Genomic DNA, 12,337 nt, shown 5'->3' on the forward strand with positions numbered 1-12,337 from the left:
CCGCCGACGAATCAACCGTGCGACTCCTCCTCGATAACCACGAGGAGGAGTCGCTGACAGTCTATACCGACGGATTTCGTGCCTACGACCCATTAGAGAAGGACGAAACGTACCAGCGAGAAGCGGTTATTCATGGCGAATGCGAGTACGTTGATGGAGACGCACACGTGAATACGTGCGAGAGCCACGCGTCGCTGGCGCGACGGTGGCTCTCGCCTCATCGAGGCATCTCGAAGAACAATCTCACTGCGTATCTCAGACTCTTCGAACTTCGTCGGGAAATCCTACGCAAACCCGGGCGAGACGCCCTGAAAGAGATTATTCGAACTGTTCTCTGACTGACCAACAATGTCCTTCACAAGAGCGATCAACAATTTCCGACAGAAGTGCGTCGAACCGCAGTGGGCAGTAGTTGTTTGACGCACACGTTGCTCGGACGCCTGAAAACCGCAACAGGGCGAACCCCTGGTATGCGAGGGTTGGGATTTGAACCCAAGGACCCCTACGGGAGCGGGTCTTAAGCCCACCGCCGTTGGCCTGCTTGGCTACCCTCGCCGAACGGCAGTCGACCGTTGTTCGTACGGGAGGATGTGCGTTTCGGTGTAACTCGAGCGCACGCTGGGTCTCTCCGGGTCGATCCACGAGCACGGAGGGTCGACGCCGATTGCGCCACCGAACGAGCGCTCTGCGAGCGAGCGGCGGCAAGCGACCCGGTGCGGTCGCGGGACGAGTCACAGCCGACCGAAAAACCGCGGCTACCAGTCGACGCTCAGCGTTCCGTCGCCGTGTGGGTCCGGCGCGATCTCCTCGTCCGTTCGCCGGTCGATGATGTGGATGCAGCCGTCGTCTTTTTTCGCCGGACAGACCTCCGCCGCTCGGACGTTGTGCTCGAGGTCCGCTTCGTCGAAGAAGTAGGCGTTCGGTTTCGCGATGCCGGACGCGAGCGACATCTCCCAGTTGTCGCTGACCTCGGCGCACTTGCCCGCCCCGAAGCACTTGTTCGCCTCGAAGACGATCTTGTAGGGCTTTTCGGACACCGGCGGTGCGTCCGCGGAGCCGACGTCGCTCGCACGTTGTATGCCGTCGTCGCTCATCACTCTCGAGTTGGTGCGAGGAGCCTTTCGCGTTACGGTCGAGCGTCGACCCGGGAATCGCCACCGCGAACCGTGAATCGCCTCGGGGTCAAGCCCCGGGGCATTCCCCTATACTGCTTGTAAACGGAGTGAAATTCGAGTCGAACGGGCCGCACGGTCCCGAAACGATTCACACGGGTACGAGGGCCACGCTCACGACTTCAATCGCGGGTAACCGGCGGTCCGGATCGCCCGATTCACGACGGTCGAGAACGATTTGCCGGAATCGGTCGCCAGAACCCGGGTCGAGTTTCGCGTATCGTCGCTCGGTTCAGAGGTTGACAATACTGCTTCAGAAGCGGTTTTGAAAAGTCTACGGCGATCTAAACGGTTTTCTACGCGACGTGAAATGACGGAAAACGATCGGATCGTGCTGAAAGTCGCGAAAACGTGTAAATCACGACTAATGATCTCTCCTTTATATGGGGGTGGGGAAGGAAGGGTGTGATGAGGTAAGAGGCATGCTGCCGACCCCGAACACAGATCCCCAGACGCACACCGCGGTTGGACGACTCGCGTCCGTCGTGGGTACGTCCGTCGTCTCGCCGGTTCGCGCGAGCGCCTTCTGGACGACGATCCTCCTCCCGATCGTCGCGCTCGCGCTGCTGGTCACAGGTATCGCATCGGTTTCACTGCCAACTATCGCCGGCTTTCTCGCCGCCTACGGTGCGTGCGCGATCGCCGGTCACAACCACACACCACACTAATCATGAGCACGAACGCGACGCCCTCCGGACAGTACGGCTCCCCGAAAGCACAGCGACTCGTCTCGTATTTCAGAGACGAACTCGAGCGCCAGTCGGGCGACCTCTACGTCAAAGGAAAGTTCATCGCCAACGACGTCGACCTCTCTCCGAAGGAGATCGGCGCGCTGATGGTGCAACTGCAGGGAGCGGTCGACGACCTCGAGATCGAAAAGTGGTCGTACACGTCCGCGACGACCTGGCGAGTGAGCGAGCGATCGAGCTAATGACCGACTTTACGCCCGAAGAGCGAACTCGCGCGGCGCTCGAAGCCGTCGAACAGGTGACCGCGACCCTCGACGCTCGTCGCGGTCGCCCCGAGACCCGTTCCGAGCGAACCGAGCAGTCGGGCGGACGCCTGAGTCGATAACGAGTTGTCGTCCGGTCACGTCGAACTCGTATGGATCGGGACCGCTATCTCGAGCGAATCGGCGTCGACGGCGATCGACTGACCGAAGACCGATTCGAACTGCTCGCTACCCTTCAGCGGCGTCACCTCCGAACCGTTCCGTTTACCAACTGCTTCGTCCTCGAGGGAACGGGAACGACGCTTCGGCCCGACCGGGCCGTCCCGCGAATCGCGTCGGGCGGCGGCGGACTCTGTTACGACCTCAACGGTGGATTCGCCTGGCTGCTCGAGGAGTTTGGCTACGACGTCGCGCTCGTCTCCGCACGGCCGGTTCGCGACGACGGCTCCTGCGGTCCGGAGTACGACCACCTCGCGCTCACGGTCGACGGCCATCTCGTCGACGTCGGATTCGGAGAGTTCGCCCGTCGGCCGCTCCCGCTCGACGGCGAGCCTCGAAGCGATCCGTCCGGAACCTACCGCGTCGTCCGCGAGGAGGATCACGTCGTCGAGAAGCGAACGGACGACGGCTGGGAGGCGACCTATCGGTTCGATCCGACGCCGCGTGAGGCGAGCGAGTTCGAAGAGATGTGTCGCCACCACGCCAGTTCGCCCGACTCGCCGTTCACGGGCGACCTCCTCGCGACGATCGCGACCGAAACCGGCCGGATCACACTCTCGGACACCTCGCTCACCGTTCGCGAGGGAGAAACGCGGGAGAAACGAGACGTTGCGGACGGCGACGTCGCGGACGTCCTGTGCGAGCGGTTCGGGCTCGAGGTGGAACCGAACTGATACGCGAGTCGGCGGCAACGACGGTCGGTGGCCCGGACGGTGGTTCTACTCGCCGGTTCGAAACGAGAGGTCCAGCGACGGCGCGGAGTGGGTGAGCGATCCCATCGAGATCACGTCGACGCCCGTGGCCGCGTACGAGCCGACGTTCTCGACGGTGATGCCGCCACTGGCCTCCAGGAGAACGCCCTCGTGGGGTGCCATCGCCTCGACGGCCGCGCGCGTCTCCTCGGGCGTCATGTTGTCGAGCAAAATGACGTCCGCGCCGGCCTCGGCGGCCCGCGGTGCATCCTCGACGTCTTCGACTTCGACTTCGATTTTCGTCGCGAACGAGATCCGTTCGCGGAAGTGCGAGATCGCGCCCTCGAGACCCATCTCCGCGACGTGGTTGTCCTTGACCATCACCATGTGCGAGAGGTCCAGCCGGTGGGTGTCGCCGCCGCCCGCAACGACGGCGCGCTTTTCGAGCCCGCGGAGACCGGGCGTGGTCTTTCTGGTCGCGGCGATGCGAACCTCGTCGGAGGGGCCACGTACCCGTCGGTCCCCGTTCGTCTCGGAATCGGCGTCGCGATTCGCGGCTCGAGCGGCCTCGACGGCCGCGCGCGTTTTCGTGGCGACGCCCGAGGCGTGCCCGACGAGGTTGACGGCGAGACGTTCGCCGCGAAGCACGTCGCGCGCGGGGCCGTCGACACGAAGTAGCGTCTCGTCCGCCTCGACGCTCGCGCCGGCCTCGAGCGAATCCACGACGTCGACGCCGAGGTAGTCGAAGACGCGGCTCGCGGCGTCGAGGCCGGCGACGACGCCGGGCTCTCTCGCCACGAGGCGACCGGTCGTCTCGCCGGGGACCTGATTCGTAACGTCGTGGTGGCCGAGGTCCTCGCGGAGCCAGCGTTCGACGTCCGAGTCGGCGATCATGGGTCGGTCGCCGCGGGCGGCTTCGGTTCGGCGTCCGTCGACTCGTCGACGAGGTAGTGACAGCCGATCGACTCTCGATTCTCGCTGGCCGCGCGCGCGATCAACAGCGCCGTGACGCTCGCGTTACGCAGTTCGTAGAGGTCGCGAGCGGTCCGGGTGCGGACGTAGGCGTCCACCTCGCCTTTGAGGCGACGGAGGACGGCGCTCGCGCGGGCGATCTCGTCGGGGTCGCGGCGCAGGCCGAGGTACTCGTCCATCGTCCGCTGGAGGCGGACGAACTTCTCGGCGGCGAAGCGTTCGGGAAGCTCGGGATCGCGATTCGACAGCGCGGGAGCCTCGACTCGCTCGGGCTCGGCTCCGTTCGTCGCTGCGTCCTCGCCGGCCCGCAGTCCCCAGACGAGTCCCTCGAGCAGGCTGGTGCTCGCCAGCCGGTTCGCGCCGTGAACGCCCGTTCGGGCGCACTCGCCGACGGCGTAGAGGCGGTCGAGCGAGGTTCGTCCCTCCTCGTCCACGTCGATGCCGCCACAGAGGAAGTGTTCACAGGGTGCGACTGGAATCTGGTCGCCGTCGACGCCGTGATCGCGACACGTCTCGGCGAGAGAGGGGAACTCGGACGCGAACTCGATCGGACCCACGTCGAGGACGACCCCGCCGGTGCGTTCGCGTTCGGCCGCGACCGCCCGGGCGACGACGTCACGCGGCGCGAGGTCGCCACGAGGATGGTAGTCGGTCGCGAACGCCTCGCCGTCGGCGTTGCGCAGGACGGCACCCTCGCCGCGCAGCGCCTCCGAGAGCAAGAACGTGTCGTCTCCCCCGTCGACGCCGCGATCCGACTGACCGGGATCGTAAGCCGTCGGGTGAAACTGCACGTACTCGAGATCGGCGACGTCCGCGCCGGCGAGCGCCGCCATCGCGATGCCGTCGCCGGTGGCGTCGTCCGGATTGGTCGAGCGGGAGTAGAGCGCGCCGACGCCGCCGGTCGCAAGGACGGTCGCGCCGGCGAAGACCGGTCGGCCGGTCGGCTCCTCGTCGGTGAGGACGCCGTGAACCCGTCCCTCGTGAGTGAGCAACTCGAGTGCGGCGACGTCCTGGCGAACCTCGATTCGCTGGTGATCGTCGACGTAGTTCAGGAACGGCCGGAGGATGTGCGTCCCCGTCGCGGCGTCGACGTGGAGGATCCGGTGCTCGGAGTGGGCGGCTTCGCGGGCGTAGTCGAACCCGCCCTCGTCGGTCTCGTCGAAGTCGATACCGAGGGTGTCGACGAGGACGTCTTCGACGGCGTCGTCGGCGTTTTCGACCAGGACGTCGACCGCCTCGGGATCGGCGGTGCCGTCGCTGGCCTCGAGAACGTCGGCTTTGAGCGACTCCGGATCGCCTCGGGTCGTCGAGATGCCGCCCTGGGCCCAGTCGGTGCTCGCGCCGTCGGGTCGTTCGGCTTTCGTGATGAGGACGACGTCGGCTCCCGCCCTGGCCGCGGCGAGCGCGGCCGAACAGCCCGCAATTCCGCTGCCGACGACGAGAACGTCGGTCGCGTCTGATCGCTCGGTCATGATCAGATCTCGAGCATTCGATCGAGTGCGACCTTCGCGAGGTCTTTCTCCTCGGGTGCGACCTCGATCACGTTGCGTTCGCGACCCTCGACGAGTTCCTCTAAGACCCAGGTGAGGTAGTTGGGATCGATCTGGCGCATGGCGTTGCAGTCCATGCAGGCGTCGCCACAGAGCGGGAGGACGTTCACCTCGGGATGCCACCGCTGGAGGTGGTTCGTGAGGTGGATCTCGGTGCCGATCGCCCAGGTGTCGCCGGGCGCTGCGTTCTCGATCGTCTCGCAGATCGTCGCCGTCGATCCCGCTTTGTCGGCGGCCTCGACGACCTCGCGGCGGCACTCGGGGTGGACGATCACGTTCGCGTCGGGGTGATCCGCGCGAATCTGTTCGACGTGATCCACACGGAAACGCTCGTGAACCTGGCAGTAGCCGTCCCAGAGGACGACGTCGTGCTCGGCGACCTCGTCGGCGTCTTTGCCCTCGGGGTCCCACGGATCCCACTCGACGATCTGATCCTCCATGCCCATCCTGTAGGCGGTGTTCTCGCCGAGGTGTTTGTCGGGCAGAAAGAGCACTTTGTCCCCCCGTTCGAAGGCGTACTCGAAGGCTCTGTGAGCGTTCGAAGAGGTACAGACCAGCCCGCCCTGGCTCGCACAGAAGGCCTTCAGATCCGCGTAGGAGTTCATGTAGGTGATCGGAATAATGTCCGCGTCGGGCGCGGCCGCCGTGATCTCGGCCCACGCGCTGTCGACCTGGAGCGCTTCGGCCATCCCGGCCATCGGACACGACGCCTCCATGCTCGGGAGAATCACCGTCTGGTCGTCGTCGGTGATGATGTCGGCCGATTCGGCCATGAACGTCACGCCGCCGAAGACGACGTACTCGGCGTCGGCTTCCGCCGCCTGCTTCGACAGCTGGTAGGAGTCGCCGACGAAGTCGGCGTGTTCGACGATCTCCCGGCGCTGGTAGTTGTGGCCCAGGATCACCACGTCGTCGCCGAGTTCCTCGAGCGCCGCCTCGATGCGTTCGGTTCGTTCGGCACCGTCGAGGTCCCGGTATCGGGGCGGGAGCTGCTCGAGATTGTCGTATTTGAACAGACTTAAATCAGTTTCCAGCTCTGCCGTTTCCATTTTGACCATGTCTCGTCACCAGTAGGTATTCACATATCACAGGCACCTATTGAATAACTTTTTCCTTCGATACCGACGATCGACGGATTCACACTGATTGATACCGGATCGACCGAAGCGCCGGCTCCCCGTTCCGGACGAAATTCGTCCGCGCCTGTGAACGTCGGTACTGGATGGAATGATCACTTTGTGGTGGCCGTCGTACGACGGATATGGCCCTCGAGAGCGCGTTCGCGAACTTCACGCGACGGGACTGGGAGCGCGAGTCGGTGGACGGGACGGTTCGGGTGGCGATCATCGGCGTCGGCGGATTCGCCCGTCAGCGGGCGCTCCCCGGAATCGCCGACAGCCGATACTGCGAGGCGAGCCTCCTGGTGACGCGATCACCCGACCGGACGCGATCCACCGCGGAGTCGTTCGGCGTCGACCACGTCGTCGATCACGACGCCTACCTCGCGGGCGACCACGCCGGCGCGTACGACGCGGTGTACGTCGCGACGCCGAACGCCTTACACGGCGGGTGTGTGATCGCGGCGGCCGAACGCGGAAAGCACGTCCTCTGTGAGAAACCCCTCGAGATCACCGTCGACCGGGCGCGGAACGTCGTCGACGCCTGCGACGACGCCGGCGTGACGCTCATGACCGCCTACCGGTTGCAGGCCGAGCCGGCCGTTCGTCGGACGCGCGAACTGGTCCGCGGCGGCGTCGTCGGCGACGTGGTCCAGGTCCACGGCGGCTTTTCGAATCCGCTACTCGAGCACGCGTCCGCTGGCACGTGGCGGCTCGATCCGGATCTCGCGGGCGGCGGCGCGATGGTCGACCTCGGAATCTATCCCCTGAACACCACGCGGTTCGTCCTGGATTGCGATCCGGTCGGCGTCTACGCGACGACGCACTCGAGCGACGACCCCTTCGCGGACGTCGACCAGCACGTCGCGTTCCAGCTCGAGTTTCCGAACGGAGCGACGGCCTCGTGTACGGCGAGTTTCGACGCCCACGCGGGCAGTCGGCTCCAGCTCGTCGGAACCGACGGGATGATCTCGATCGCGTCGCCGTTCGGCGGCATCGTTCCCCACGAGATGGTCGTCGAAAGCGGCGACGTTCGCATGGAGTACACCGGACCGCCCGTCGACGAGGTCCGCGAGGAGTTCGACTACTTCGGCTACTGCGTGCTGTCCGGAACCGATCCCGAGCCCGACGGGCGCGACGGTCTCGAGGACCTGTCCGTGATCGAGGCCGTCTACGAGTCGGCGCGAGCGGGTCGACGGATCGACCTCGAGTGAACGGACCGGGAAGTCGTGTCAATCCGGTAATGAGATATGGACGGACGATAATCGATCGGTAATGACGCGCGTCGAGAACGTCACCGCGTTCACCGACCTCTACCTGCCGACGATCAACGGCGTCACGTACACGATCGATCTCTGGCGGCGACGCTGGTCGCGCCACCGCGATCGGATGTCGATCGTCTATCCGTCGGCGCCCGACCACGATCCCTCCGACGACGAGTTTCCGGTGCGAAGCGTTCGCGCGCCGCTGTTTCCGCGCTATCGACTCGGCGTCCCGAAAACTCCGGACGGGCTGGCGACGCCCGACGTCGTCCACGTCCACACGCCCTTTACCGTTGGATACGCCGGGATGCGGTTCGCTCGTCGGCACGATCTCCCCGTCGTCGCCTCCTACCACACCGTGCTCCAGGCGCGTGCGGATCGCGTCGCTCCGCCACCGCTGGTCGAGGGAGTAAAACGAGTTACGCGTTCCTACGAGCGCTGGTTCTTCGACGACGTCGACCGCGTGATCGTCCCGACGTCGTACGCGCGACGATACTTCTTCGAGACCGTGCGCGCCGACGCGGACGTCCGGATCGTCACCAACGGGATCGACACGGAGTTCTTCCACCCGGTCGCCGCCGATTCGTTCGCGGACCGTCACGCGCTTTCGGACGACCGGCCGACGATCGGCTACACGGGTCGACACGGCTACGAGAAAAATCTGGAGGAACTGCTCGAGGCGGTCGACGGCATGGACGTGACGGTCGTCCTCGCGGGTGACGGTCCCGCGCGCACGGATCTCGAGGCGCGGGCCGCCACCGCGGACACCGACGTGTGCTTTCTCGGCTTTCTCGACCGGGACGAGCTCCCCGCCTTTTACTCGGCGATCGACGTCTTCGCCTTTCCGAGCCCGGTCGAAACCCAGGGGCTGGTGGCGCTCGAGGCGGCCGCCTGCGGAACGCCCGTCGTCGCGGTCGACGCCGGTGCGCTCAGGGACTCGGTGATCGAAGGTGAGACGGGATATCGGTATCCGGAGGGGGATCTCGAGGCGTTTCGAACCGCGCTACGGCTCGCGATCGCGGAAAACGACCGCCTCTCGAATCTCTGTCTGGGGCGGCGGTCGATGTTCTCGGTCGAACACGCGATCGACCAGCTAACGAGCGTGTACGAGGAGATCGTCTGATCGCTCCCGAAACGCGGCGGCGCCCCCTCGAAAATCGAGAATTGCCGCTCGTGGCGTGGCGCTGGCGCGTCACTGAACGCGTTCGTCGCCGCGTTCCTCGCGGTCGTACACGAGCACCCGTCCGTCGCCGACGATCGTCACGTCCCAGTCGTCGACGGTGAACTCGAGGACGAGCTCCCGGTTCGAACCCGCGGCGACCGCGTGTTCGAGGAGCCGTCCGACCGCTTCGACGTCGATCGTCTCGTACAGCGGCGGTAGCTCCGTGGCGGGTTCGTCCTCGACGGTCGAAAGGGCGCTGATGATCGTACTCGCGAGTCCGTCGACGGCGGTCGGATCGAAGTGAACGCGGTGAATCGGCCCGCGATCGTGGCGTGTGAGTAGATTAGTCATGTTGTTCCTACGAGTGCGAATGGAGTGAGTCGTTCGATGGCATATTCCGGGTTTTATAAGCCAGGTCCCCCAGTGTTCGAACTCAGTTCCACATCCAGTTCGTAAGTCGCACGAGGTTCATAACTCTGGCCATCTCACCGCATCGTGTTTTCGACGAGGGCGGCCATCGCCCGTCGAAGTCGTGCGCTGACCGCCGACGACGAGACGCCGAGCGTCTCGGCGAGATCCGCCACGGAGGCGTCCCGCGGATCGTTGAAGTACCCCTCGTCGTAGGCGGCGAGCAACGTCTCGCGCTGGATCGGGGTCAGTCCGTACTTACCCGCCCGGCCCCTCTCGTCGACGTGATAGAGCCGATCCACGGCGAACGAGACGTCCATGCGCTCGCAGTGGCGACGAAACGCCTGTAGCGCTTCGCGATCCGAAACCTCGAGCGTCACGATCCAGCCGCCCCTTCCGCTTTCGGCCCGGAGAATCCGCATGCCGAGTTCCGCAGCCCGCGGCAAGACGAGGCGCTCGGCCGACGTCAATCGCATCCGATACACTCGAAAATCGTCGCCCTCGATGACGACCGACGGCTCCGAAACCGTCCAATCCGCTTCGATCGCACGATCGAACCGTTCGAAATCGTCGTCATCGTGGACTTCGAAAAAGAGGTAGTACGACCCCGGTCCGGCGAACGTCTGGTACTCGAGTTCCGCGGTCACCTCGGGGACGGCTTCGATCGTCGGCGTCAACACGAGTTCCGGGTGAACGAGCGTGATCTCGGCGATGAGCCTCGTGTCAGCCATACTCGACGTTCACCGCCCACGATAAAGAAGCTGACACGCCGCGTCGATCGACGGGGCGATCGCTCACTCGTGTCGAAGCGCCTCGATCGGATCGACGCGGGCGGCTCGCCAGGCCGGGTACAGCCCGGAGACGACGCCGACGCCGACGCCCATCGCGATGGCGATGGCGATCCAGTCGAGCGGGTACGCCATCGGCCACTCGAGGAACGTCACGCCGAGATAGCCGACGCCGAGTCCGAGCGCCACGCCGGCGGCCGCGCCGATCACGCCGAGCACGACGGATTCGACGAGAAAGAGCTGCATGACGTCCCGCCGCGTGGCGCCAACGGCTTTCATGATACCGATCTCGCGGATCCGCTCGGTGACGCTGACGATCATGATGTTCGCGATGCCGATCGAGCCGACGACGAGCGCGATGCCGGCGACGGCGCCGATGAACACCGTGAGCTGATCGACGAGATCCATGAACTGCTCGATCGCGTCCTCGACGGTTTGCACCTCGATTTCGTCGTCGTCCTGTTTGAGTTCGGCGGCGTGCGAGTCGTTCTCGAGGTAGTCGACGATCGACTCCTGGGCCGGCTCCACGTCGTCGAGACTCCCCGCGCGAACGTGTAGCGTGGGGTACGCGCGCTCTTCGGTTCCGTCCGGCGTCTCGACCGTCGTGGTGTAGTACGGATCGACCGGGAGGAACACCCGCGGTGGCGTCTGCTCGCCGAGTTCCGCCTCCGCGACGCCGGCGACGGTCACCGTCGCCGACTCCCCGTCGTCGAACGCGAGCGTGAGTTCGTCCCCGGCCGAGACGTTGCCCTCGAACAGCTGGCTGACGCGTTCGTTGACGATCGCCTCGTCTTCCGCGTCGAACGTCTCGCCCTCGACGAGCGGCTCGTGTTCGAACCGGTCCGACGTCGTCGCGTGGGCGTCGACGACGCCGGTCACCTGTTCGTCGTCGGTCGACGTCTGGACGAGATCCAGCGAACCGTCGGGCGCGACGAACTCGACGCCCTCCACCTGCTCGAGCACCTCGACGTCGGTCTCCGTGTAGATCGGCGTGTCGACCGGCATGATACCGAAGCCGTCCTCGGGAACGGTCTGAGTGTGGACGGTCATCACCGGCTCCTGATCGGCCTCGATGTCGCCGACGATGCTCTGGGAAAAGCCCGTCCCGAGCACCATGAACGTGATCACCGCGGCGACGCCGATGATCACGCCCAGCGTCGTCAGCGCCGACCGGAGCTTGTGCGAACGAATCGACCGCCAGCTGATCCGGAGGCTCTCCCGGAGGTTCATCGGTCGTCTCCCCCCTCCGCGATCGGCGATCGGTCGTCGGTCGCGACCGCGACGTCGCGGGCGTCGCCGAGGTGCTCGAGCGATTCGATCCGTCCGTCGAGCAGGTGGACGACGTGGTCGGCGTACTCGGCGATCGTGCGCTCGTGTGTCACGAGGAGGATCGTCGTTCCCTGGCGGTTGAGGTCGACCAGCAGATCCATGATCTCGGCACCCGTCTCCGTGTCGAGGTTCCCCGTCGGCTCGTCGGCCAGCAGGAGCGTCGGATCGTTCGCGAGCGCTCGAGCGATGGCGACGCGCTGGCGCTGGCCGCCCGAGAGTTCGCTGGGCCTGTGTTCGATCCGATCGCCGAGTCCGACGCGCTCGAGCAGCGTCCGCGCTCGCTGGTCGCGATTCTCGCGGACCGAATCGTGAAACACCATCGGAAGCGCGACGTTCTCCGCCGCGGTCAGCCGCGACAGCAGGTCGAACGTCTGGAAGACGAACCCGATCGCTGTGCCGCGAAGTCGCGCCCGCTCGGCGTCGGACAGCGCCGCCACGGCTCGTCCGCCGACTTCGATCCGTCCCTCGTCGGACGTATCGAGACAGCCGATCAGGTTCAACAACGTGCTCTTTCCGGATCCGCTCGGTCCCATCACGGCGGTGAACGATCCGTCCGCCAGCGACAGCGAGATACCGTCGACCGCGTCGACCGGCTCCGCGAGAAAGTACGTCCGTCGAACGTCCTCGGCGACGACCGCCACCGACGTCGACTCGAGTTTCTGGGCCATCCCTGACGCGGGCTACCACGATCACCACGATAGTGTTTTGGAGCT

General features: G+C 65.5%; 15 protein-coding genes and 1 tRNA gene. 7 read left to right on the forward strand and 9 right to left on the reverse strand.

Annotated elements, in window-relative coordinates; translation table 11 throughout:
* A partial coding sequence (locus EA472_RS15685) for a transposase (protein ID WP_165874918.1) occupies positions 1-338 on the forward strand: 338 nt, incomplete at its 5' end.
* Between the two features lie 133 nt (positions 339-471).
* Here the strand turns inward: EA472_RS15685 and EA472_RS15690 are convergent.
* Together EA472_RS15690 and EA472_RS15695 are read right to left on the reverse strand one after the other, a co-directional pair.
* Positions 472-555 (reverse strand) — tRNA-Leu (locus EA472_RS15690).
* Between the two features lie 200 nt (positions 556-755).
* A complete protein-coding gene (locus EA472_RS15695) occupies positions 756-1,094 on the reverse strand; it encodes a ferredoxin (RefSeq protein ID WP_124192463.1) in 339 nt (112 codons plus the stop codon).
* 461 nt (positions 1,095-1,555) lie between these two features.
* On the opposite strand from EA472_RS15695, the gene EA472_RS15700 reads away from it, so the two are divergent.
* The 4 genes from EA472_RS15700 to EA472_RS15710 are packed head-to-tail and all read left to right on the forward strand — an operon-like array spanning position 1,556 to position 3,017.
* Positions 1,556-1,840, forward strand: coding sequence for a hypothetical protein (locus tag EA472_RS15700; RefSeq protein ID WP_243637869.1), 285 nt, complete (start codon positions 1,556-1,558; stop codon positions 1,838-1,840).
* A 2-nt stretch (positions 1,841-1,842) separates the two neighbouring features.
* Complete coding sequence (locus EA472_RS15705; protein ID WP_124192465.1) at positions 1,843-2,103, forward strand: DUF7123 family protein; 261 nt, start codon at positions 1,843-1,845, stop codon at positions 2,101-2,103.
* Positions 2,103-2,246, forward strand: a complete 144-nt coding sequence (locus tag EA472_RS22565; protein WP_165874919.1) for a hypothetical protein — start codon at positions 2,103-2,105, stop codon at positions 2,244-2,246. The genes EA472_RS15705 and EA472_RS22565 overlap by 1 nt, the downstream gene beginning before the upstream one ends.
* 30 nt (positions 2,247-2,276) lie before the next feature.
* The gene (locus EA472_RS15710; protein WP_124192466.1) at positions 2,277-3,017 is read left to right on the forward strand and encodes an arylamine N-acetyltransferase family protein; all 741 of its coding nucleotides are present in this window, start codon (positions 2,277-2,279) and stop codon (positions 3,015-3,017) included.
* A 45-nt stretch (positions 3,018-3,062) separates the two neighbouring features.
* Here the strand turns inward: EA472_RS15710 and nadC are convergent, their stop codons facing one another.
* The 3 genes from nadC to nadA are packed head-to-tail and all read right to left on the reverse strand — an operon-like array spanning position 3,063 to position 6,615.
* Positions 3,063-3,929 carry a carboxylating nicotinate-nucleotide diphosphorylase gene (gene nadC / locus EA472_RS15715; RefSeq protein ID WP_124192467.1) on the reverse strand — a complete coding sequence of 289 codons (867 nt, stop codon included), beginning with the start codon at positions 3,927-3,929 and terminating at the stop codon, positions 3,063-3,065.
* Positions 3,926-5,479 (reverse strand): L-aspartate oxidase, encoded by a 1,554-nt coding sequence (locus EA472_RS15720; protein WP_124192468.1) that lies wholly within the window; start codon positions 5,477-5,479, stop codon positions 3,926-3,928. Before EA472_RS15720 ends, nadC begins: the two co-directional genes overlap by 4 nt.
* Positions 5,480-5,481: 2 nt before the next feature.
* Positions 5,482-6,615, reverse strand: coding sequence for a quinolinate synthase NadA (nadA, locus tag EA472_RS15725; RefSeq protein WP_124192469.1), 1,134 nt, complete (start codon positions 6,613-6,615; stop codon positions 5,482-5,484).
* A 203-nt stretch (positions 6,616-6,818) separates the two neighbouring features.
* Here nadA and gfo6 point away from each other — a divergent pair, with 203 nt between their 5' ends.
* Complete coding sequence (gene gfo6 / locus EA472_RS15730; RefSeq protein ID WP_124192470.1) at positions 6,819-7,889, forward strand: D-xylose 1-dehydrogenase Gfo6; 1,071 nt, start codon at positions 6,819-6,821, stop codon at positions 7,887-7,889.
* 61 nt (positions 7,890-7,950) lie between these two features.
* Positions 7,951-9,060 carry a glycosyltransferase gene (locus EA472_RS15735; RefSeq protein WP_124192471.1) on the forward strand — a complete coding sequence of 370 codons (1,110 nt, stop codon included), beginning with the start codon at positions 7,951-7,953 and terminating at the stop codon, positions 9,058-9,060.
* A gap of 69 nt (positions 9,061-9,129) precedes the next feature.
* Here EA472_RS15735 and EA472_RS15740 read toward each other — a convergent pair whose 3' ends face one another.
* From EA472_RS15740 to EA472_RS15755, 4 genes are all read right to left on the reverse strand, one after another.
* Positions 9,130-9,450 (reverse strand): HalOD1 output domain-containing protein, encoded by a 321-nt coding sequence (locus EA472_RS15740; protein WP_124192472.1) that lies wholly within the window; start codon positions 9,448-9,450, stop codon positions 9,130-9,132.
* 134 nt (positions 9,451-9,584) lie between these two features.
* Complete coding sequence (locus EA472_RS15745; protein ID WP_124192473.1) at positions 9,585-10,238, reverse strand: helix-turn-helix domain-containing protein; 654 nt, start codon at positions 10,236-10,238, stop codon at positions 9,585-9,587.
* Positions 10,239-10,301: 63 nt separating this feature from the next.
* Positions 10,302-11,525 carry an ABC transporter permease gene (locus EA472_RS15750; protein ID WP_124192474.1) on the reverse strand — a complete coding sequence of 408 codons (1,224 nt, stop codon included), beginning with the start codon at positions 11,523-11,525 and terminating at the stop codon, positions 10,302-10,304.
* A complete protein-coding gene (locus EA472_RS15755; RefSeq protein ID WP_124192475.1) occupies positions 11,522-12,292 on the reverse strand; it encodes an ABC transporter ATP-binding protein in 771 nt (256 codons plus the stop codon). Before EA472_RS15755 ends, EA472_RS15750 begins: the two co-directional genes overlap by 4 nt.
* Positions 12,293-12,337: the final 45 nt, after the last annotated feature.

The organism is Natrarchaeobius oligotrophus (assembly GCF_003841465.1).
In the GTDB taxonomy this organism is placed as follows: Archaea; Halobacteriota; Halobacteria; order Halobacteriales; family Natrialbaceae; genus Natrarchaeobius; species Natrarchaeobius oligotrophus.